Raw genomic sequence first — 24731 nt, forward strand, 5'->3', positions numbered from 1 at the left:
TATGGCCCGTTGGTCAAGTGGTTAAGACACCGCCCTTTCACGGCGGTAACATGGGTTCAAATCCCGTACGGGTCATCCTAATAAACTTATGCCGGCTTAGCTCAGTTGGTAGAGCATCGGTATCGTAAACCGAGGGTCACAGGTTCGAATCCTGCAGCCGGCATAACAATATATCGATCATTTCCTATCAGACGGGCATTTGATGACATTTATAAGAGTAAAGTATCACCATTTTGTCACCAACTTCAGAAAAAGTTATTTTTAAGCTATTAGATTTGTGTCTAATGGCTTTTTTTATTTCAAAAGATATAAGTTACTTTACTTTAGAAACAAAGGGATTAGAATTATTGGTAATAAGTATTGTTTTAGATACTAATTAATCTAATATATTTAGAAATAAACAAAAATAAATACTTATTTCCTCAAGTTATGATAAGATGAATATGTACATAAAAATTGAGATAAAAAAAGATAAATTTAGTTCGAAAGTAGGGAATTTTTATGGAAAATGAAGTGCTTTTTCCAGGTGATACTCTGGGGATTATTGGTGACAGTTCTAATGGAATTATATTGGCTCAAACAGCTAAAAGACTAGGATTTAAAGTAATTGTTTACGCTACTAACGAAGGAAGTCCTACTTTAGCTGATGCAGATGTTAAGATTGTAGGAGAATTTAGCGATAAGGCTAAGTTACAAGATTTTGCTGAACGTTGTGATTTAGTAATGTATGAATCAGAACATATATCTTCTGAAGTTATTGCATATCTACAAAAATTCACTAGAGTTCCGCAAGGTTCTGAAACTTTAGAAATTGCACAGGATAGATTGTTGGAACGTGCTTTCTTTGAACAAATGAATATAAATATTGCCCCTTATGCAACAATTGTTAGCTTAGAGGATGTTTACCAAGCTGTTAGTTCAATTGGATATCCTTGTGTATTAAAACCTATTCAAAAAGGATTTGGACCTAAACGTCAACAAATAATTCGTAAGCAAACAGATATTGCCAAATGTGCAGATATTATTGATATGGGGACTTATATCTTAGAATCGTGGATACCTTATAATAAAGAACTATCAGTTATAATGACACGTGATTATGATGGAAATTTAGCATATTTTCCTGTAATTGAAACTAGATATAAAGAAAATCGTCTTAATGAGGCAATTGTACCAGCTAATATCCAACCTGATGTAGAAGAGGAAGTAAAACGTTTAGCAGGTGAAATTGTCAGTGGCTTAAAATATGTAGGTGCTTTAGAGGTAGCTTTCTATCTAACTGAGAGTGGTTCTTTATATGTAAAAAGAATTGTGCCAGCTTTACATAATTCTGGCTATGTCTTTGATAAGGCAACTAATGTTTCGATGTTTGAGCAACATCTTAGAACTTTGGTGAAGATGCCATTAGTTGATATTAAATTAGTTCAACCTGCAGGCATGGTAATGATTGAAGAAGAAAATATTGATGACATTCGTACACAATGGGTGCTAAAAAATAATTGGTATTATACATTCTTTAGATACCCAGAATCAATGAGACCACAACCAGAAGGCTATATTATAGTATTAGCTGAAAATGAAATGGAAATAAAACAACAAATAGAATCGACTGGTATTTGGGACGATTTATCAAAAGAATAATAGTTAATGGAGCGATAAATAATTATAAAGTTATCGCTCTTTTTAATGATTAATAATTGGATTTTAGTTATAATAAGAATTGACATTTTTCTGAAAGGATGAGTACTGTGACCGACAATATGTTTTTGTCAGGAATGAATGATAAACAATCAGAAGCAGTTTTATGTACAGAAGGACCATTATTAATAATGGCAGGAGCTGGTAGTGGGAAGACTCGTGTGTTAACTCACCGTGTAGCATACTTAATTGAAGAAAAAGGCGTAAATCCTTGGAACATACTAGCTATCACCTTTACAAACAAAGCAGCTCGTGAAATGAGAGAACGTGTAAATAATTTAATGGGTGAAGGTGCAGAAGATATATGGGTATCTACATTCCATGCTTTATGTGTACGAATTTTACGGAGAGACGCAGAAAAAATAGGCTTTAATAGATCATTTACAATTGCAAGTACAAGTGAGCAAAGAACTTTAATGAAACAGGTTCTTAATGATTTAAATATTGATACTAAAAAATATGATCCACGTGCAATCTTAAGTGTAATTTCAAATGCCAAAAATGACCTATTAGATCCTAAAGATTATGCCCAACAAGCTAATGGACCATTTGAAGAAATTGTAAGTAAAGCATATTTTGAATATCAAAATCAGCTTGCAAATAACCAAGCAATGGATTTTGATGATTTAATCATGCAAACTATTAGATTATTCAACGAATCACCAGAAACATTGGAATTTTATCAACGTAAATTCCACTATATTCATGTTGATGAATATCAAGATACTAACGAAGCTCAATATGAATTAGTTAATAAGTTAGCTCGTAAATATCGCAATTTATGTGTTGTAGGTGATGCAGATCAAAGTATTTATGGTTGGCGTGGTGCAAACATGGAAAATATCATGAACTTTGAAGAAGATTACCCAGATGCAACAGTAATTAAATTGGAACAAAATTATCGTTCTACAAAAAATATTTTAGCAGCTGCTAATAATGTGATTGAGAATAACGTAAATCGTAAAGATAAGACTTTATGGACAGATAATAAGCAAGGTGACAAGATCCATTATTATCGTGCAAATAACGCTAATGAAGAAGCTTATTATGTAGTTAAAAAAATTCAAGAACAAATTAGAAATAATGGACGTCATTATGGAGATTTTGCTATTTTATATCGTACTAATGCACAGTCACGTATAATCGAAGAAACTTTCGTGAAAACCAATATACCATATAAATTAGTTGGAGCGCATAAATTCTATGATCGCAAGGAAATAATGGACACTTTAGCTTATTTGCGTTTAGTAACTAATCCAGCTGATTCTATGAGTTTTGAAAGAATAGTAAATGAACCAAAACGTAGTATCGGCTCAGTAACTGTTGGAAAATTAAGAACATTCTCTCAAATTCATGGTATGTCAATGTTAGAAGCTTCCAAGAGTGCTGCTTTAGCAGGGGTATCTGCCAAGGCAAGTAATGAATTAGAAAAGTTTGCTGAGATGATAGAACAGTTACATGAATATCAAGAGGCACATAATGTTACTGAAGTTACAGAAAGAATTCTAGATGTAACGGGTTATAAAGCTAACTTACAAAGAGAAGATACTTTAGAAAATCGTAATCGTTTAGAAAACTTGGAAGAATTTTTAACGGTTACTAAGCAATTTGATCAAGATTGGGAACCTGAAGATGAAGAAAGTGATCCATTTGTTGATTTCTTAGCTGATTTAGCTTTAGTTTCAGATCAAGATAGTGTAGAAGAAGAACCAGATGAAGTCACATTAATGACATTACATGCAGCAAAAGGGCTAGAATTCCCAGTTGTATTTTTGATGGGATTAGAAGAAGGTATTTTCCCACTTTCTAGAGCAGTTATGGACGAAAATGAACTCGAAGAAGAACGTAGATTGGCCTATGTAGGGATAACTCGTGCTGAAGAAGAACTTTATTTAACTAACTCGATTTCTCGTATGTTGTATGGTAAGAGTCAAAATAATCCCGCTTCTCGCTTTATTGAAGAAATTGATGAAGAATTAATCCAATCGGATAATCAAACAGTAGCAAGTACAACATTAACATCCAAGAGAACTAGATCTAGAGAAGTGCCATTTAGTAAGAAGCCTAAATATCGTATGCCAGCAGGAACTGTTGAACGTCCTAAAGAAACTGGTGCTGACAAACAAAGCTGGAATATAGGAGATAAGATTTCTCACAAAGCTTGGGGAACAGGAACAATTGTTAAGGTCTCAGGCGATGGCGAAGATACAGAACTAGATATTGCTTTTGAAGGCAAAGGTATTAAACGATTACTAGCAGCATTCGCACCAATTACAAAGATATAAGGAAGGTGGTGCCTATATGTCACAAAAAGATATAGAGATGGAATTAAAAGAGCTTCGTGATAAGTTAAATCGCTGGAGTAATGAATATTATGTGTTGGATACTCCATCTGTTGAAGATAGCGTGTATGACAAACATTATCAACGTTTATTAGAGCTCGAACAGGCCAATCCTGATTTAGTAACTGCGGACTCTCCTAGTCAAAGAGTAGGTGGTAAAGTTCTAAGTGGCTTTACTAAAGTAAATCATGATATTCCAATGTTGTCATTAGGCGATGTATTTTCTAAAGAGGAATTAATAGAATTTTTAGAGCGTTTAGAAAATAGTGTAGAGCAGAAGTTGGATTATAGTTGTGAGTTAAAGATTGATGGTTTGGCTATTTCCTTAACTTATGAGAATGGTAAGTTTATCAAGGGGTCAACTCGTGGTAATGGGGTAATCGGTGAAGATATTACTGAAAATCTCAAAACTATCAAGGCAATCCCTATGGAATTAAATGAACCTGTGTCAATTGAAGTTCGTGGAGAATGTTACATGCCTAAGAAATCTTTTGTGGAACTGAATACTAAACGTGAAGCAGAAGGGCAAGCTGTTTTTGCTAACCCACGTAATGCAGCAGCAGGATCTTTGCGTCAATTAGATACAAAAATAACAGCTAGTCGAAACTTGAGTACTTTTATTTATTATTTAATGGAACCTGAAAAGTTGGGGATAAAAACTCAAACTGAAGCCTTAAAAAAATTAGAGAGCTGGGGTTTCAAAGTTAATAATGAATCTAAACAAGTTAAAACAAAAGAAGAAATATTTGCTTATATTGATAAGGCTACTGACCAAAGAGCTAATCTTCCATACGACATTGATGGAATAGTTCTAAAAGCCGAATCCTTTGCAGTTCAGTCTCAAGTGGGAAACACCGTTAAAGTTCCTAGATGGGCAATAGCTTATAAATTTCCACCTGATGAACAAGAAACAAAAGTTTTAGATATTGAATGGACAGTTGGAAGAACCGGGGTGGTAACTCCAACTGCTGTTATGGAACCAGTAACGTTAGCAGGAACAACTGTGGCAAGAGCTTCGCTACATAACCCTGATTATTTAAGGGAAAAAGATATTCGGATAGGCGATATGGTGAAACTTCATAAAGCTGGAGATATTATTCCTGAAATTTCTGAAGTAGTTTTAGCTAAAAGAACAGAAGATTCAGTAGAGTATCAAATTCCAACAGAATGTCCAGAATGTGGTGCTAAGTTAGTTCATTTAGATGATGAAGTAGCTCTAAGATGTATCAATCCACAATGTCCAGCTTTGGTAAAAGAAAGCTTAACACATTTTGCTTCAAGAAATGCGATGAATATCAGAGGATTAGGACCTAGAATAATTGAACAGCTTTATAACCGCGAAATGATTAAAGATGTTGCCGGAATTTATAGCTTAACTTTTGAACAGTTGATAACTTTAGATAAGTTTAAGGAAAAATCTGCGAATAACCTATTGACAGCAATCGATAATAGTCGTAATAATTCTATTGAACGTTTAATTTTTGGACTAGGAATCCGCCATGTTGGTGCTAAAGTAGCTAGAATATTAGCTGAAAATTATAAATCAATGGATAACTTAGCTAAAGCAAAAAGTGATGAAATTTCAACTATTGATTCATTAGGAGAAATTATAGGTGATAGTGTTGAAATGTATTTTGCAGATGAACACGTGCTGGAATTATTAGATGAATTGCGACAAGCTGGGGTAAATATGGAATTCTTAGGACAAACTCGTGAAGAACAGCTTGAAAGCAGTACTGATAGTAGTTTTAACGGTTTACGTGTTGTTCTAACTGGAACTTTGGATACTTTGAAGAGATCCGAAGCTAAATCATGGCTTGAAGCACATGGTGCAAAAGTTACAGGAAGTGTGTCTAAGAAAACTGATTTACTTATTGCAGGTCATGATGCTGGTAGCAAATTGACAAAAGCTCAAGAATTAAATGTTAGAGTAATGAATGAAGCAGAATTTATTCAGCAGATGGAGGAAGAATCTTGAAAAAGTTTGGTATAATTATCAGTTTATGTCTATCAGCTGCTTTAATGGCTTCTTGTGGAAAACTTGGTGGTAATTCTAATACTACAACAGCAACTACAGAGTCATCTAAAAGTGGTTATCAGACAACTGGTGAAAACAATAGTAGTGATTATCAAGGAATTATTGAAGATGGAGAATATAAGACAAGTAAGTCTAGAGGGGTAGGGATTTCTCAAAATTCAGATAATCTATTGAATTTGAAGAGTTTTGAAGCAGGTCTAACAACAATTTCTAAGGATCATTTCTCTACTAAGAGTTACATTTTCCAAGAAGGACAATATTTAAATAAGGCTACTATTCAAGATTGGTTAGGAAGAAAATCTAGTTCTAATCCAGAAGGTTTGAATCCTAGCGACAATGGTAAGAAAGAAGCAAATAAGCGAAACCCAATTTACGTTCAACAAATAGAAGAACAAGATTACATGAAACAAAATAATGGTAAATTAGAATTAGCTGGTATGACAATTGGGATTGGTATGAATCAAAAGGATTACTACCAAAAAGAACAATATGGTGCTACTTATTCAACAACAATTTCCAAAGAAAAGAGAATTGAAGAAGGTAAAATAGCTGCTAAGAAAGTTCTTGCACGAGTTCGTCAAAAAGTCGGAAACAATGTACCAATTGTGATTGCGATGTTTGCTCAAGCTCCTAATGATAGTTTAGTAGGTGGTTATTTCTACTCCTATACTGTAAGTAAGAGTGGGACAGATATCGGAAGTTGGACAGAAACAAACATTAAGAGTTACGTTCTTCCAGCGACTGAAGATAACAAACTTCCTAATGATAATGATTCAACATCATTTGATAATTTCCAAAAACAAGTTAAGAACTTTTTCCCTAATATTTCTAATGTTACGGGACAAGGTCAATATAAAGATAAGACTTTGCAAGGTTTGCACATAACAATTACAACTCAATTCTATAGTGAAACTGAGATAACTAGTTTTACTCAATATGTAGCACAGGCTGCTAAGTCATACTTACCAAGTGGTATTCCAGTAGATATTAAGATCAATGGTAGTGATGGTGAAACACAAAGTTTTGTTTCAACAACAGGTGGCAATGGCGGATATTATACCCATGTATTTGGAAGTTACTAATTAATATATAAAGTGAGACTATTTTTTGCAGTAGTCTCTTTTATATTTTTAAATGATTATGCTAGAATATCAATTAGGAAACTTATTAACAAACTATAAGTAGTAATAAAATTATTAAAGTAATAGATAAGTGATGAAAGAGGGATGAACAATGGCAATTGGATCTGAAGAAGTAAAGCACGTTGCAGGGCTAGCAAAGCTTGCTTTTAAAGATGAAGAGTTAGCTAAGTTTACTGGACAAATGGATGAAATTATTAACATGGTTCAACAACTTAGCGAAGTAGATACAACAGATGTTCCTGTAACAACACACGTAACAGATGCAATAAATACTTTACGTGAAGACGTTGCAGTAAAAGGAACAGATCGTGATTTATTAATGAAAAATGTTCCTCAAAGCCAAGATGGATATATTAAAGTTCCAGCAATTATTGACGAAAGTGAGGAATAGTAATGGATTACTTTAAGAATGATTTAGCAAGTATTCACGATGATTTAGTAAATAAGAAATATAGTGTTGAAGAATTAACTAAGTCAACATTTGATAACATTAAAAAGGTTGATAAAGAAATTGAAGCTTTCTTGAAATTAGATGAGGAAAGAGCATTAGAAAAAGCTCGTAAAATTGATGAACGAGGCGTTAAAGCTGATTCTATTTTAGATGGTATTGGTATCGGTATTAAAGATAATATCGTAACTAAAGATTTAACAACAACAGCTGCTTCTAAAATGTTAGAAAATTTTGAACCAATTTACAACGCAACTGTAATGGATAAGCTTAATGATGCTGGCATGATTACAGTTGGTAAGTTGAATATGGATGAATTTGCGATGGGTAGTTCTACAGAAAATTCAGCTTTCAAAATTACTAAGAATGTCTGGGATACTACAAAAGTTCCTGGTGGTTCTTCTGGTGGTTCTGCAGCAGCAGTTGCATCTGGTCAAGTTCTAGCATCTTTAGGTTCTGATACTGGTGGTTCAATTCGTCAACCAGCTGCATTTAACGGAATTGTTGGGGTAAAACCAACATATGGTCGTGTATCTCGTTATGGTTTGATTGCTTTTGCATCTAGTTTAGATCAAATTGGACCTTTGACACGTACAGTTAAAGACAATGCTTTAGTGTTAAACGCAATTAGTGGACATGATGCTCATGACTTTACTAGCTCCAGTCGTGAAGTTCCTGATTTTACTAAGGGAATTGAAGATGGTGTTAAGGGTATGAGAATTGCTGTTCCTAAAGAATACTTTGGTGAAGGTGTAGACGAAGACGTTGCTAAGGCAGTTAAGGATGCCGTAAAGACTTTTGAAAGCTTAGGGGCAACAGTAGATGAAGTATCTCTACCTCATAGTAAATATGGTGTTCCAGTTTACTACATTATTGCTTCATCTGAAGCATCTTCTAACCTTCAAAGATATGATGGTATTCGTTATGGATTCCGTGCTAAAGATGTAAAGAACTTGGAAGATGTATATGTACGTTCACGTTCTGAAGGATTTGGCGATGAAGTTAAGCGTCGTATCATGTTAGGAACATTCTCTCTTTCTGCTGGTTCATATGATGCATTCTTCAAGAAGGCTGCACAAGTTAGAACTTTGATTTGCCAAGACTTTGAAAATGTTTATAAAGATTATGACTTGATTTTAGCTCCAACATCTCCAACTACTGCATACGGAATTGGTGAAGAAATCAACGATCCAGTAACAATGTATATGAATGATATTTTGACAATTCCAGTTAACTTAGCAGGACTTCCAGGTATGTCCTTACCTGCAGGATTCTCTAATGGATTGCCAATTGGTTTACAACTAATTGCACCACGTTTTGCAGAAAGTACAATGTATCGTGCAGGATATGCATTTGAACAATCAACTGATTTTCATAAAGCAATACCAACGTTAGGAGGTCAAAACTAATGAATTTTGAGACAACTGTAGGTTTAGAAGTCCATATTGAAATGCAAACAAATTCTAAGGCATATTCACCTTCTCCTGTTCAATATGGTGCTGAACAAAATACAAATACCAATGTCATTGATTGGGGTTATCCAGGTGTCTTACCTGAAATAAATAAGGGTGCTTTAGAATTTGGAATGCGTGCTGCATTAGCACTTCATTGTGATATCACACAAGATGTTGGTTTTGACAGAAAGAATTACTTTTATCCTGATAACCCTAAAGCTTACCAAATTACACAAGCTCGTACACCAATTGGTACTAATGGTTGGTTAGAAATCGAACTTGAAGATGGTACCAAGAAAAAGATTGGTATCCGTGAAATGCACGTTGAAGAAGACGCTGGTAAAAATACACACAATCCAGACGGTTATTCTTACGTTGACTTGAATCGTCAAGGTACACCTTTGATTGAAATTGTTGCAGAACCTGATATTTCTAGTGCTGATGAAGCTTATGCATACTTAACAAAATTACGTCAAGTTATCCAATTTACAGGTATTTCAGACGTGAAAATGGAAGAAGGTTCCATGCGTGCTGACGTTAACGTTTCAATCGCACCAATCGGATCTGACAAACTTGGTGTTCGTACTGAAATGAAGAACCTTAACTCATTTGAACATGTACGCAAAGGTATTCAATATGAAGTTAAGCGTCAAGAACGTTTACTGATGTCTGGTGGAGAAGTAGAACAAGAAACACGTCGTTTTGATGAACCAAGTGGTGAAACTATTTTAATGCGTTCTAAGGAAGAAGCTAACGACTACCGTTACTTCCCAGAACCAGATCTACCACCAATTCATATTAGTGATGATTGGATTGAAGAAGTTCGTGCATCTATTCCAGAAATGCCAGATAAGCGTCGTGAAAGATATACACAAGATTGGGGTATTCCAGCTTATGACGCAGGTGTCCTTACTCAAACTAAAGAAATGTCAGACTTCTATGACGCAACTGTAGCTGCAGGAGCAGATCCTAAATTAGCAGCTAACTGGTTGATGGGTGAAGTTAATGCTTACTTGAATTCTAAGCAAGTAGAATTAAGTGATACTGCTTTAACTCCAGAACATTTGGCAACAATGATTAAATTAATTGAAGATGAAACAATTTCTTCTAAGATTGCTAAGAAAGTATTCAAAGAAATCATTACAAATGATACTGAACCTAAAGCTTGGGTTGAATCTAAAGGTATGGTTCAATTATCAGATCCAGCTAAGTTACAACCTATCATTGATGAAGTTCTTGATAACAACGAACAATCTATCGAAGACTTTAAGAATGGTAAGGATCGTGCTATTGGTTTCTTAGTAGGTCAAATTATGAAGAAGACTCGTGGTATGGCTAACCCTAAGATGGTTAACAAATTATTAATGGCTAGTTTGAAGGAAAGATAAGAGGTTTCAGACTCTTAGGCGGGGAAAAAAGCATGCAAAAAAGATGTCGCATTATTTATAATCCAACTTCTGGTCGTGAAGCATTAAAAGGTGATTTAGTAGAAATTTTGGATATCCTTGAGAATGCTGGTTATGAAACAAGTGCATTTGCTACAACAGCTGAAGAAAATTCTGCTAGAAATGAAGCTGAACGTGCAGCAAAAGCAGGATTTAGCTTGATTGTTGCTGCTGGTGGCGATGGTACGATAAATGAAGTTGTGAACGGAATTGCAGGGCTAAAGAAACGTCCACAGTTAGGAATTATTCCTGCTGGTACAACTAATGACTACGCTCGTGCTTTAAAAATACCTAGAGAAAGTCCAGTTGAAGCTGCAAAAGTAATTGCTGCTGGTAAAACAGTTAAGATGGATATAGGTATGGCAAATGATAATTATTTTGTGAATATTGCTGGTGGTGGATTACTAACTGAATTAACATACAGTGTTCCATCAGAGCTAAAATCCTTATTTGGATATTTAGCATACTTAGCAAAAGGCGCAGAATTATTACCACAAATGAAGAATGTACCTATGCATCTTGAATATGATGATGGGGTATTTGATGGTGAAGCTTCAATGTTTTTAGTAGCATTGACCAACTCAATCGGTGGTTTTGAACAGATTGTACCGGATGCTTCACTAGATGATGGTAAATTCACAGTTATCGTAGTAAAGACAAGTAATCTTGTTGAAATGCTCCACTTGATAACAATGGTTTTAAATGGTGGTAAGCATGTTAATGATAAGCGTGTTTTATATATAAAAACAAAGAAATTAGTTGTTAAGCCAGTTGATACTAGAATTATGATTAATATCGACGGTGAATATGGTGGCGATGCACCAATGAAATTTACAGCTTTGAAGCAACATATTGAATTTTTTGCTAATACTGATGAAATTCCAAAAGGTGCAATCACTGCTAGTGAAGATACTAAGCAATTAGTTAAAGATATTGAAGAAGTAACTAAAAAAGATTTAAATGGCGATGGAATAATTGGTGAAAAAGAAGAGTAAACTAATAAGCCAATGAAGTCTAAAGAAGAGGGCAGAAGAGTTAATTCTTTTTGCCCTCTTTTTTTAGGGAAAGGAAGATAATGAAGAAAAAATTACCTGTTAGTAAAAATGAAGATTTAATTTTAACAATTGAAGACTTAACTTATCAAGGAATGGGTGTGGCTAAGGTAGATGGTTATCCTTTATTTATCGAAGGTGCATTACCCCAAGAAAAAATTAAGGCACATGTGGTTAAAGTTACTAAGAATTATGGCTTTGCTAAAGTGATAGATTTTATTGAAAAGAGTCCGGATAGAGTAGAAAATGAAGATAAAATATATCTTCAAACAGGAATCGCTCCACTGCAAAGCTTAAGCTATCCTGCACAATTGAAGTTTAAACGTAAGTTAGTAACTGATTTGCTACAGAAAGTGCATTTGGATAATTTAGAAGTGGCAGATACGTTAGGAATGGATATACCTTACTACTATAGAAATAAGGCTCAAGTTCCAGTAAGAGAAGTTAATGGTAAGTTGGAAATTGGATTTTTCAAACGTAATAGTCATGACTTTGTAGCAATGGAACATTTCCTTATTCAAGATAAGAGAATAGACGAAATTTTGCTAAAAGTAAGAGATATTTTACGTATGAGCAAAATTACTGCTTATGATGAAGAAAAACATACTGGAATGATACGTCATATTTTAGTAAGAAGAGGATATTATTCTCATGAGGCGATGGTAGTTCTAGTTAGTCGAGTAAGGAAAATTCCAAACCTTGAGCAAATTGCATTCTTAATTAAGCAACAATGTCCAGATGTAAAGAGCGTAATGCTGAATGTAAATCCAGATAAGACAAATGTTATCTTAGGAAAGAAAACTATAAAATTAGCTGGTAAAGATACTATTCAAGATACTCTAAATGGCTTAAAATTTGATATTTCAGCACAATCTTTCTACCAAGTTAATCCACAACAAACTGAAAAATTGTATAAATTAGCGATTGAAAACGCAGAATTAACAGGGAAAGAAACGGTTATTGATGCATATTGCGGAATTGGAACAATCTCATTAAATATGGCTAAATTTGCTAAAAAGGTATACGGTGTAGAAATTGTCCCTGAAGCTATTGAAGATGCTAAGCATAATGCTAGTCTAAATGATTTAGATAACTTGGACTTTGAAGTTGGAGAAGCTGAAGTATGGATGGAAAAATGGCAAAAACAAGGAATTAAGACGGATGTAATAATGGTTGATCCTCCAAGAAAAGGACTAACTTCTAGCTTGATACAAAGCGCAGTGGCGATGGAACCTAAAAAAGTCGTTTATGTAAGTTGTAATCCAGCAACTCTAGTACGTGATATTCAAGAATTCATGGAACTAGGATACCAAGTTACAAAGCCTATTCAACCAGTAGATCAGTTCCCACAAACAACGCATGTTGAGAGTGTTACTGTGTTGGAACGAAGATAAAGTAAAATATTGATGAAGGTTAGTAATCTAGCAAATACTGATGTAATAAGATTGACCATTTTTTGAATTGAGTTAATAAAAGGTAACTGGATGTTATCAATTTGAATAGTATAAAATTTAGAAGAAAGGAACTATACAATTTTTAGTAGAAAATACATTAAATTTATATATTGTAAAGGTGGTAATATCATGGAAGCAAATCCACGAAAATTATTGGATGAATTTATTCCAGAGTCTATAGGAAAACAGTTTGTCATTCCTGTTTATCAACGTAAATATACTTGGACGGTAAAAAATCAACTTGAACAACTTATGAGTGACTTGAAAGGATTGCTTGATAATGAGAATAAAGAGCATTTTTTAGGAACAATTATTTATCTTGAGACAGTTGTTAATTACAAAACAGAGAAATCAATTGTTGATGGTCAGCAACGATTAGTTACAATGTTTTTAATTGCAGCCGCTTTGAAAAGTTTAGCGGAAAATGAATGGCGTGCTCGGGAAATTAGTGAGCAATATTTAGAGAATTATTCTGAACCAGTTGATAGTAAGTATCGGCAACGATTGTATCCAGCTGTTTCTGATGAGGATGATTATAGATTAATTGTTGAAGGAAAATATGATGAACTAAAACAGAGTAAAAGCAATATTTCTAAGAACTTTTTTTATTTACGAAAAAAGTTAGCAGTACTGATTAATGAATATAATTTTGATCAACTCATGTATGCATTAAAGAGATTTACGATTGTATACATAAAATTAGATCAGCACGATGATGCCCAACAAATTTTTGAGAGTATTAATTCCAATGGTGAACGCTTAACAGCTTCTGATTTAATGCGAAATTATATCATGATGGATAAAAGTAATAATGAACAAACAATTCTTTATGACACATATTGGAAAAAGTTAGAGAATATTTTCGAAGATTCTAGAAAAATGGAAGATTTCTTTAGATTTTACTTAGCAGCAGTGACTAATGAATTAACTGAAAAGAAAAATTTATACGTTGCTTTTAAAAAATATTATATCTCGAAGAGAATAGATACTGATGACGGTACATTACTGAGTGAAATTGTACGATATGCTAAATATTTCTCTCTATTATATTATGATAACTTAGAAAATCCACGAGAAGAATTAAGCGATTATCGCGTAATTTCAAGTATGATGCCTGCACCGTTTATGCTTGCATTTTGCGATCTTTTCTACAATAGTCATATAATCAATGAAGATCAGTTTTATGGTGTGATGAAAATTATGAATATCTATTTGATTCGGCGAATATTTGCTGGAATGGATACTAGTCGAGTTTCTAAAGCATTTCCAGTGTATCTAAAAAGAGTAAAAGAAATTGCTAAAGTTAATGGATATGAAAACATTGAGGATATAGTAGTTTATGTTTTGGTCGATAAGAATCGTTCTAATAATATGGCTTTACCAACAGATAAGAATTTAGAATCTAATATGCTAGAAACTAATGCCTATACAATGAATTTAACGCGTTGGCTTTTAGAAAAAATAGAAAATCATGAAAATAGTGCAAAACTTGATATGAGTAATTTCGAAGTAGAGCATATTATGCCACAAACTAGCACACCATATTGGGTAAAGCAGGCAGGTGTGTCTGATGAAGATTATACAAATTTAATTAATACTATTGGTAATTTAACATTGGTTACAAAAAGTGACAATTCAGCAGCTGGAAATCGTGATTTTGAAACTAAAAAACGTGTATTCAATGATACTTTGCATATTCATATGAATAAAAAATTATTTGAAATGAATAGTTGGACGTCTGTTGATATTAATAATCGTAGTGAAGAAATAATTTCAAAACTAATTAACATGTATCCATACTTACGTTCTAAAAAAGACTATAATTATAAAGAAAATAGAAGAGTTTATTTAAACTCACAAGGTGTACATGCTGAGGGTTATCTTAACGAAGATAATAGCTTGACAATATATGTTGGATCTCAATTCTTAGTATCGGAGAAAATAAAAGGCAAGGTATTAGAAATTAGGAAGAAAATGCTTATTAATGGTGATTTACAAAATATTGATGGACAGCTTATCTTAAAGAGTGAGTACACTGTGGCTCCTTCGACAGCTGCAGAGTTAATTTTGGGAGGTTCCAAGAACGGATGGAGCTATTGGAAAAATAATGAAGGTATTCCAATTGGAGAAGTAATACGATGAAATGTTAGCATTTAAATTAATTGTATCAATTGAGTTAATGGATGAAAGAAGTGTGTCATCATTAGTGCAAATATAAAAGAGTTGTGTACAAATTAAATTTTATAAGATCACTATTTTGGAATTCTACGATAGTAGTTTTCTTGAATAGTGACTTTTTAGTTATATATTTATATACTAATTACAAAAATAATATTTGGTTACGTAGTAATTAAATGATAATATATTTCTAGAATTATTTTTTGGAGTGAATAGGATGTACAACACAACACAACACAACACAACACAACACAACACAACACAACACAACACAACACAACACAACACAACACAACCTTGATTATTTAGGTCAAGGTCTATTTGTCAAGCTTTTTTTGAAGAGTTCACTAATTTTTAAGAAATTAGTGGACTCTTTTTCTATAATCAAAGGAGGTGTTTCCTTTGATTAGTGATAATGAAAAATTCAATATGCAAGTTAAACCTAATTCAGCTTTTTTAAATGAACTAAAAAGTAAGTTACCAGAATTTTTTGATCGTGAAGGAAATTTTGACTTAGATAAATTTAAGGGACAATTAAAGGAACACAACATTAATGAGTTAAGTGATGGTTATCAACTTAATTTTATTGGTAAAGATTATGCTCGTCGTCAGGCTGGTGAGATGCCATCAACAGTGATAGTTCCTGATGAAGAACAAAATAATGGTGAAGGTAAAGATAGTAAAAATTTATTCTTTACAGGGGATAATTTGGAAGTGCTTCGACACTTACAAAATAATTATGCTGGTAAAATTGATGTAATTTACATTGATCCACCGTATAACACAGGAAATAAAGATTTTGTTTATCCAGATAAATTTGAATATTCAGATGGTAAGCTTAAAGAAATGTTTGGAATGGATGATGTTCAAGTTGAACGTTTAAAGAGTATTCAAGGTAAGTCTAGTCATTCGGCATGGCTTACTTTTATGTATCCAAGGTTGTATTTGGCGAAGAATTTATTGTCTAAAAAAGGTGTGATATTTGTATCAATTGATGATAATGAGTACGCTAATCTTTATGAAATTTTGACTGATATTTATGGTGAAATTCAAGTTGATACTTTGATATGGAATAAAGAATCTGAGGGTAAGAGTGGAACACTAAAGGCTGTTAGTCAGTATAGGAGAATACATGAATATATAGTAGTTGCATATGTTAATAAAAAAGATAATAAATTTAATAAAATTCATGAAGCATTAGAAGGCAGAGAAAATGAATTTAACACAGCTAATCTAGCTGTTAATGGTTCTAATGAAGATATAAATCATAGTAATTATTTTACATTAACTAGTCCAACTGGGAAAAAATATACAAGACAATGGAAATGGTCTAAAGAGAAAATTAATGAATTGATAAATGAAGATTTGATATATTGGGGAAAAGATGGAGAAAAGCAACCTAGATTAATTTTACCTATGGATGAGAGAAGAACGGTATATTTATCAAGTATATTGAATTATGGAAGCACAACTAGCGGGAGAGAAGATTTTGAAAAACTATTTTCTAAAGATATTTTTTCATATCCTAAGCCAATAAAATTATTAAAAAAAATATTAGAAGCGACTACAAGTAAAGAATCTATAATTTTAGATTTTTTTGCCGGATCTTCAACAACTGCAGAAGCTGTTATGCAACTAAATGCAAAGGATAGTGGAAGTAGAAGATATATAATGATCCAAATTCCAGAGTCTACATTTACTGTTAATAGTAATGGAGAAAAGATACCAGCTGAAGGCGGAAAAACTGCATATGAAGCAGGATTTAAATCTATTGATGAAATTTCACGTGAACGTATTCGGCGTGCAGCAGCTAAAATTAAAGCTGATAATGATTTAACTTTACCTAAGAATTTTGATGGTAGTTTTAAACATTATAGAGTTGTTAACCCAACTAAACAAACGCTTGAGGATATTGAAGATTTCGATCCTAACAATACAACTTTATTTACTGATATGGTTGATTCATTCTCAAGTAGAGGTCTAGATGTAGCTGGCGATGCTACTGGGGAACAAACAATTTTAACAACATGGTTAGCCAAAGATGGGTATCCTTTTAATGCTGATATTAAGAAGATAGATTTTGCTGGTTATGAAGCTTTATTAGTTGAAGACAGTCGTCTTTACATTATCAATAATGGTTGGTCTAGCAAGAATACTGAAGCTTTATTAAATAAAATTGGAACTCATCAAATAATTGTTCAAACTATTGTTTTATTTGGTTATTCCTTCAATATTGCTGATTTACGAGAATTAGAAATTGGTTTGAAACAACTTGATAATAATATTAATTTATTGAAGAGGTACTAATAATATGAAAATTCAACTAGAACGATTACCACACCAAATTAAAGCTCTTCAGGCGATTAATAAAGATTTTTATGGTGTTGATACAACAACCAATAATCCTGATGCTGGTTATATTTATGCTAACCCGATTTTAAAATATGCTGGTAATGAAAAATCATATATTGACATCAAAATGGAAACCGGAACTGGGAAAACTTTTGTATATACTCAAATGATGTATGAAATGCATAAACAAGGAGTTTTTAAATTTGTTATTGTAGTTCCTACACCAAGTATTAAAGAAGGAGCTAGAAATTTTATAACTAGTGACTATGCTCGACAATATTTTTCAGGGATTCCTGGCTATGAAAACGTGTCAATCCAACTGAATACAATTAATGCTGGAGATTTCAGTAACAAGAAAGGTCGACGTAATTTTCCTGCTCAATTATCAGAATTTATTGAATCGACTCGTCAAAATGTTAACCAGATTCAAGTATTATTGATTAATGCGGGGATGGTTAATTCTAAATCAATGACTCGAGATGATTATGATCAAACTTTACTTGGAGGTGAAACTAGTCCAATTAAAGCCATAGCAGCAACTAGACCTGTGATTATTATTGACGAGCCTCATCGCTTTCCAAGGAATAAGGTAACTTATAAGGCAATTGAAAAAATGAAACCACAACTTATTGTTCGTTTTGGAGCAACTTTCCCACAAACAACAACTGGTCGTGGCAAAAATAAAAAGACAGTTACTGATTATTATCGTGGCAAGCCACAATTTACTTTGAATGCTATCGACAGTTTTAATCAAGGATTAGTTAAAGCGATTGATATTAATTATCCTGATATAACTGAACAGGAAGCTAATCGGCTTTATAAAGTTAAAAAAATTGGTAATCAATTAGTTTTATCGCGTGGTGGAAAAGATTATATCCTTAATAAAGGAGAAAATTTAGCTAATATTGATGAAGGATTTGCAGGTGATATTACTTATGCTGGAAGTAAAGAATTATCTAACGGATTAGAGTTAAAACCTGACATGAAATTAATACCAGGAACATTTGCACAAAATTATCAGGATGAAATTATCACTCAAGCAATTGAGCGACATTTTGAGGCAGAAGAACGTAATTTTATGCGATCAGAAAGTGAAGGAACAGCGCCACGTGTTAAGACATTATCTCTTTTCTTTATTGATAGTATTGCTAGTTTTAGAGGACCTGATCATACAAAAGGTTGGTTAGCTCAACATTTTGAAGAGATATTGATGAAAAAATTGAATCAGCTTATCAATAAGTACGAAATGACAATTGAACCACGTGAAAAAGAATACTATGAATTTTTAAAAGCAACAGTTCGAGATTTAAAAGCTGAGCATCAACAAGTTTATGCAGGTTACTTTAGCGAAGATAGAGGAATTGGAGATGAAGCTATCCAAGCTGAAGTTAATGATATTTTAAAGAATAAGGAAAGATTACTTAGTTTTAAAGATAAAGATGGTAATTGGATTACTAGACGATTCTTATTTTCAAAATGGACATTGCGTGAAGGTTGGGATAATCCAAATGTTTTTGTTATTGCTAAGTTACGTACATCTGGATCTGAGATTAGTAAGATTCAGGAAGTAGGTCGTGGGTTGCGATTGCCAGTTGATGAGACTGGTCATAGACTGCAACAAGATGAATTTGAAAGTCGTTTATCTTTCTTAATCGGATATGATGAACGTGATTTTGCAGAAACTTTAGTAGATCAAGTAAATGAAGATTCACCAATCGAAATGAATCATGATGAATTGACTAATGATATGATTCAATTAATTGTTAATGAGCGTCAAAAATCTGATAAATCATTTAATGAAGATAAGCTCCTTGATGATCTAGATAATCATAATATTATTACCCGTTCTAATAAGTTTAAATCAGATGTTGAAATGGATGGTAAAAAAATGTCTGGCTACGAGGCATTGGTACAACTTTATCCTGAAGTTGTACATAGAACGAAAGTAGCTAAAGATAAGATTCGTGACAAGAACAGCAAGTTTGCTACAAAGGTTAAATTACGAAAATCTAACTGGAAACAATTGGAAGATTTGTGGAAACAATTATCTAGACGTCAAATGGTAAAATTTGATGATGATGTAAATGATTTAGCACAAGTTGTTGCTAAGGAAGTATTCAAGGATAGTGATAATAAAATTTTTGTACTTCAACAACCACAAATAGTGAAGCAAAAAATTATTACGGATGATACTAAAATGTTTATTCAAGAAACTCCATCTGATTATAAAGATACGTATTTAACAATGAAGTATGGAGCGTTCTTAAAACAGTTAACTACTAGAACTAATTTACCGGTAGATTTTTTGCATCAACAAATGATTGAATCAATTAAACGATTGAATGGTAATAAAAATTATATTAATGAAAAAACATTAGGTAATTTAGTACGTGAATTTAATAAGAGATTTAATGCACGAATTAGAAATTCGTATAGTTATGAATCATTACAATTTACCTCATCCACTTCTATTTATGATTCTAAGAAACAGGAATTTGTCAATGAGATTTCGGCTAATGATCTAGGTGTATATAATGATGAATATTCAACTGAAGACGATAAATATTTGTATGATCGTCCACCGTTACGTTATGACAGTGCTAATCCAGAACTTAAAATTTTAAAGAGAACTTATGATGATAATATAGTAGTTTTTGGTAAATTGCCAAAACGTGCTATCAAGATTCCACGATATGATAATGGAACAACAACACCGGATTTTATTTTTAAAATTGAACGTGAAAGAAAACCGATTTATCTAGTAATTGAAACTAAAGCTGAAAATATGAGACTTGGTGATGAAGAAATACGAGTAATTCAAAAGAAATATTTTGATAAATTGAAAGATAGCGGTGTGTATTATCGTATGGCAACAAGTGAACAAGAAGTTCATGACTTAATAAACAAACTTGAAACTGGGGAGATTAAAGATAGTGATTTCATTAATTAAATTAGCTAACGAAGGAAAAATTGAAAAAACAGGTGCTAAACCTAAATTACCAATCAAAGTTGAGGGTGTAAGTTCTGAAACTTTGGATGTATATCGAATTCCGTTAGAATATCTTTATTACAATGATAAGAATGGAAGAATTTCAACAGGAATTGCTGAATATGAAAATCAATTAAATCCTACTTCCGATTTAGTTGATCCTAGTTATAATAATCTAGTAGCTAAGATTATTGAAAATATTAATCCAATAGCCCTTAAGCGTACACAGAAATCGATTGAGCATGCAGGCCAGCAAGTTTATGGTTGGATATTAGATGATGGACGAGTAATTGATGGTAATCGTCGCCTTACAGCTTTACGTAATATTCATGCTAAAAGTGGACGAACAGTATACTTTGAGGCTGTAGTTCTACCTTTTTCATATAATAATGACAGTGAACGAGTAAAGATTAAGCAACTGGAACTTGCCATTCAAATGGGAGTTGAAGAAAGGGAAGGATATGATTCAGTCGACTTGGCATTGGATATTTATCGTACTACTTATGGAGAAAATCCGATTATGACTTTAGCTGACTATTCTAATATTTCTCATATGACTAAGGGAAAATTAGAAGATTACCGTAATGGTGCTATTTACATGAAAAAGTTTCTTGAGTTCATTGGAGCACCTAAAACAAGTTATAGTATTATAAAGGAAAGTAAGACGTGGACACAGTTTCAAGTAATTGGAAAAACGTTGAGTACTGAATTTAGTAATGATCCTGAATCACAAGTTAGGAAAAATGAGACGATGGAATCTTTCTTTGGAATAATCCTTCATCAAATGCATGTAGGTGTTGTTGGAAATACTGCACGTAATCAAATTCGTGATTTTGGTAAATATATTGTTAAAACTGGTGGTAGTGTTGAGTTTAATGAGAGAGTTCAAGATGATATTGAAGATTTAGCGGAAGCTATTCAAGATGCAGAGATTGTAGATTATGCAGACTTAAGCAAAGAATTAACAAATCAAACCGAAGTCATTGCTGAATTTGGTGATATCTATAATACGTATATGCAAAATGCTAAAAACGGTGAATCCGTTGAAAAATTTATTAAATCTATCCGTGACAATGTTAAAGTATTTCAAGATCTGAATGAAAGAAATGGGTTATCAGGTAACTTACATTATAACGAAGTAAGCACTAAACAACTAAAAGAATTACAAAGATATATGCGTGATTTAAATATTGCAAGTAAGGAGTTGTTTGAAAAGTATGGGAAAGAATATCAATAGACCAAGCATTATTAAAAATAATGAGGGGTTATTTCAGTTAATTGATGATACTCAGCATACACTTCAAACTAAAACCGTACAACGAGGATTGCGAATATTTGATCCATACTTTCAAGATTCATCTCAATTGACTTTTAAACCAGATTTGACATATGTACAATTGTTAGAATTAATTGATAAGTTAAATCATAAGTTAGAGCGTAAGGGATTACCAACAGTAGAGACAGATGATGAATTCGATCAATTTGTTAAAAAGAAACAATATTTTATCAAGGAACAGAGTGAAGCGGGGATTACTATCAAAGATGGGGATTCACGTTGGCATAAGGAATTTACTGAATTTAAGCAAGTTGTTCAACGAGAAATTAGTCGACCCTTAAAAAACGAGCAAGAAAAAGCAAGTTTCTTTTTAGCTACAATGAAAAGAGCTGCTAATTTTTCAGTGCCTGGTGCAGGGAAAACTGCGATGATGTACGGAACATTTGCATTTCTTTCTAGCTTAAATCGAGATAAAGTAGATAAATTGTTGGTAATTTCGCCATTAAATGCTTTTGCTGCTTGGAGGACTGAATATGAAAAAGTTTTTGGCCCTAAACGTCAGCTACACTACATGAATTTGAGAGATAATAAATATAATAACAATCCTGGGGCTATTAAACGTGATTGGGTACGTGCTAATGTTATTACTATTAACTACGAATCTTTGAAGAGTAAAATTCAAATTCTAAATGATTTGATTGATGAAAAAACGATGTTAGTATTTGACGAAGTTCACAGAATAAAAGGTGTTGGAGGACAACGAGCTAAAGCTGCACTTAGTCTAAGTCAATCACCTCGTTACAGATATGTACTAACAGGAACACCAATTCCTAATGGTTTTCGAGATATTTATAATTTTCTGCATCTAATGTATCCAGATGAGTATTCATCTTTCTTTACTTGGGATTTAAATGAATTAAATAGAATTGATCCAGAAGATGTTAACCATAAATTAGCACCATTCTTTTGGAGGACTAATAAGGAAGATTTACATGTTCCTAAGCCAGAACCAGATAAAATTGTAAAAGTTGAACCATCGGAGAAACAAGGGATTTTGGCTGATGCTATTTATGAAAATGAAAATGGGGCTTTAGCCTTATTTACTCGTTTATTGCAAGCTTCTACAAACCCAGAATTGTTGAAGTACAACATCAATTATAGGGAATTAGGATTGATTGACGGAGATTCATATAGTTGGGATCAAAATGCTTCTAAGATTGAAAAAGAAAATCAAAGTGATATTGAAGTTTATAAGAGATTTTCACTTGAAGATATTGAGACGCCTAAGTTTGATCGCGGTATAAAGTTAATTACAGATTTGGTGTCTGAAGGTAAAAAGGTACTGGTTTGGGGAATGTTTGTTGGTACAATGCATAAGATAAAAAGATATCTTGATGAAAAAGGATTGAATACAATTTTGGTATATGGTGAAACACCTAAACAAGATCGCGAAGAATTAATTAATGAATTTTGCGATGGAGCAGCCCAAGTGTTAATTTCTAATCCTAATACGCTTGGAGAATCCATTTCATTGCACCAAACAGTTCATGATGCTGTCTATTTTGAATATAACTTTAATCTGACTTTTATGTTGCAATCCCGTGATCGTATCAACCGACTTGGATTACCAGATAATCAATATACTAGGTATTACTATTTAATGTCGAAAGGTGATGTTGCGCATCAAAGTTTTATTGATGAAATGGTATATCGTCGACTAAAAGAAAAAGAACAGATAATGATGGATGCAATTGAAGGACCAATGCTTGTACCTGAATATACTGATGATTATTTAGAGGATGTTAAAAAGATTGTATTTGGAGAGTAATATTATTTTTTAAACTGTATAAATTAAAAAAATTGGCTTATCATATACAAAGGTGTTTTTGATAAGTCGATTTTAATTTTAGGGAATAAAATTTTAAAAGAGAGTAATAAAAATGTTTTAGCCAATTTAGATTATATTTTTAGGAATTAACTCAATTGATGATGAAATTTTATTACTTTAAAATGTTTAGTATTAGTAAAGTTTATCTTTAATAGTGATGATATACTTTGGGTATGGGAAAAAAGATTAGGGGATGTTTAAATGAAAGTCTATATCCAAACTAACCAAAAGAATATTCCATACAGTGTTAATGGTTATGTAGCGATGAAGGGGTTTGAACAGATGGGATTTGAAATAATTTTGTTTAAATCTCTTGATGAAGTATTACCGAATATGAATCGTGAGGATATTGTTGTTGGTGGTATTCAAACTGTACGTAGGCGATTAAATCAATTGAAAATTAATAGTGATGAGATTAACTATCCTGAATCAATTAGAAAATATTTAGGTTGAAAAATTTGGTACTCTAATATGGATACAATTAATAGACATCCAGAAGTTTGGTCAGTATTTGTTAAGTCGGTTGAAGGAAAGAAAATTACTGGAAAAGTTATTAGGTCTCCTCAAGATTTGATAGGACTAGGGTCAAGTTATGAAAATCCAGATATTATCTGCAGTGAAGTCGTTGATTTTGTAGCAGAATGGAGAGTCTACGTTCGTTATGGGCAAATTGAAGGAGTTAAGCCGTACTATGGAGATTGGCATTTTCACTATGATCCTAAAGTTATTGAAAATTGTCTCAATGATTATGTTGATCAACCAGCTGGTTTTTCACTTGATTTTGGTGTTACTAAAACCGGACAACCCCTGTTAATTGAAGTAAATGAAGGATATTCTTTAGCATCATACGGATTATATGATATTCGCTATGCAAAACTTCTAGCAGCACGTTGGGCAGAGTTAACAGATACTGTTGGTGAGTGTGCATTTGATCTTGATATATAAGAATATACAGAAACTAGTGTACTATATTTT

General features: G+C 32.7%; 16 protein-coding genes and 2 tRNA genes. All 18 read left to right on the forward strand.

The genetic code is table 11. The features are described 5' to 3' along the window. Positions 1 to 3: 3 nt before the first annotated feature. The 18 genes from NOU10_RS08620 to NOU10_RS08705 all read left to right on the forward strand — a co-directional run bounded on the left by NOU10_RS08620 (position 4) and on the right by NOU10_RS08705 (position 24701). Positions 4 to 75 (forward strand) — tRNA-Glu (locus NOU10_RS08620). A 15-nt stretch (positions 76 to 90) separates the two neighbouring features. Continuing rightward, a tRNA-Thr gene (locus NOU10_RS08625) sits at positions 91 to 163 on the forward strand. 338 nt (positions 164 to 501) lie between these two features. After that, positions 502 to 1641: a 5-(carboxyamino)imidazole ribonucleotide synthase gene (locus NOU10_RS08630; protein ID WP_004564240.1), complete on the forward strand. Its 1140-nt coding sequence runs from the start codon at positions 502 to 504 to the stop codon at positions 1639 to 1641. Positions 1642 to 1739: 98 nt separating this feature from the next. Beyond that, positions 1740 to 3983 (forward strand): DNA helicase PcrA, encoded by a 2244-nt coding sequence (gene pcrA, locus NOU10_RS08635; protein ID WP_255906587.1) that lies wholly within the window; start codon positions 1740 to 1742, stop codon positions 3981 to 3983. 16 nt (positions 3984 to 3999) lie between these two features. Beyond that, complete coding sequence (gene ligA / locus NOU10_RS08640) at positions 4000 to 6018, forward strand: NAD-dependent DNA ligase LigA (protein ID WP_255906589.1); 2019 nt, start codon at positions 4000 to 4002, stop codon at positions 6016 to 6018. Then, positions 6015 to 7160 (forward strand): CamS family sex pheromone protein, encoded by a 1146-nt coding sequence (locus tag NOU10_RS08645; protein ID WP_255906590.1) that lies wholly within the window; start codon positions 6015 to 6017, stop codon positions 7158 to 7160. The genes ligA and NOU10_RS08645 overlap by 4 nt, the downstream gene beginning before the upstream one ends. A gap of 151 nt (positions 7161 to 7311) precedes the next feature. Further along, entirely contained in the window at positions 7312 to 7611 is a 300-nt protein-coding gene (gene gatC / locus NOU10_RS08650; protein WP_003702422.1) for an Asp-tRNA(Asn)/Glu-tRNA(Gln) amidotransferase subunit GatC, read from the forward strand. Between the two features lie 2 nt (positions 7612 to 7613). Then, complete coding sequence (gene gatA, locus NOU10_RS08655) at positions 7614 to 9077, forward strand: Asp-tRNA(Asn)/Glu-tRNA(Gln) amidotransferase subunit GatA (RefSeq protein WP_004564244.1); 1464 nt, start codon at positions 7614 to 7616, stop codon at positions 9075 to 9077. Next, positions 9077 to 10510, forward strand: a complete 1434-nt coding sequence (gene gatB / locus NOU10_RS08660) for an Asp-tRNA(Asn)/Glu-tRNA(Gln) amidotransferase subunit GatB (RefSeq protein ID WP_003702437.1) — start codon at positions 9077 to 9079, stop codon at positions 10508 to 10510. The genes gatA and gatB overlap by 1 nt, the downstream gene beginning before the upstream one ends. A 32-nt stretch (positions 10511 to 10542) precedes the next feature. Beyond that, a complete protein-coding gene (locus NOU10_RS08665; RefSeq protein ID WP_003705249.1) occupies positions 10543 to 11562 on the forward strand; it encodes a diacylglycerol kinase in 1020 nt (339 codons plus the stop codon). A gap of 80 nt (positions 11563 to 11642) precedes the next feature. After that, on the forward strand, positions 11643 to 13013 hold the full coding sequence (gene rlmD / locus NOU10_RS08670; protein WP_255906592.1) for a 23S rRNA (uracil(1939)-C(5))-methyltransferase RlmD: 1371 nt from the start codon (positions 11643 to 11645) through the stop codon (positions 13011 to 13013). A gap of 189 nt (positions 13014 to 13202) precedes the next feature. Then, positions 13203 to 15215, forward strand: a complete 2013-nt coding sequence (locus tag NOU10_RS08675) for a DUF4357 domain-containing protein (RefSeq protein WP_255906593.1) — start codon at positions 13203 to 13205, stop codon at positions 15213 to 15215. A gap of 438 nt (positions 15216 to 15653) precedes the next feature. Beyond that, the gene (locus tag NOU10_RS08680; protein WP_255906594.1) at positions 15654 to 17558 is read left to right on the forward strand and encodes a site-specific DNA-methyltransferase; all 1905 of its coding nucleotides are present in this window, start codon (positions 15654 to 15656) and stop codon (positions 17556 to 17558) included. Between the two features lie 4 nt (positions 17559 to 17562). Next, positions 17563 to 20553: a type III restriction-modification system endonuclease gene (locus tag NOU10_RS08685; RefSeq protein WP_255906595.1), complete on the forward strand. Its 2991-nt coding sequence runs from the start codon at positions 17563 to 17565 to the stop codon at positions 20551 to 20553. Next, on the forward strand, positions 20537 to 21829 hold the full coding sequence (locus tag NOU10_RS08690; protein WP_255906596.1) for a hypothetical protein: 1293 nt from the start codon (positions 20537 to 20539) through the stop codon (positions 21827 to 21829). The genes NOU10_RS08685 and NOU10_RS08690 overlap by 17 nt, the downstream gene beginning before the upstream one ends. After that, complete coding sequence (locus NOU10_RS08695) at positions 21810 to 23696, forward strand: DEAD/DEAH box helicase (protein ID WP_255906597.1); 1887 nt, start codon at positions 21810 to 21812, stop codon at positions 23694 to 23696. Before NOU10_RS08690 ends, NOU10_RS08695 begins: the two co-directional genes overlap by 20 nt. Positions 23697 to 23957: 261 nt before the next feature. Further along, complete coding sequence (locus NOU10_RS08700) at positions 23958 to 24209, forward strand: hypothetical protein (protein WP_255906598.1); 252 nt, start codon at positions 23958 to 23960, stop codon at positions 24207 to 24209. Between the two features lie 3 nt (positions 24210 to 24212). Further along, entirely contained in the window at positions 24213 to 24701 is a 489-nt protein-coding gene (locus NOU10_RS08705; protein ID WP_255906603.1) for an ATP-grasp domain-containing protein, read from the forward strand. Positions 24702 to 24731 lie beyond the last annotated feature (30 nt).

Origin of the sequence: Ligilactobacillus sp. MP3 (assembly GCF_024436335.1) — a bacterium.
Lineage (GTDB): Bacteria > Bacillota > Bacilli > Lactobacillales > Lactobacillaceae > Ligilactobacillus > Ligilactobacillus salivarius.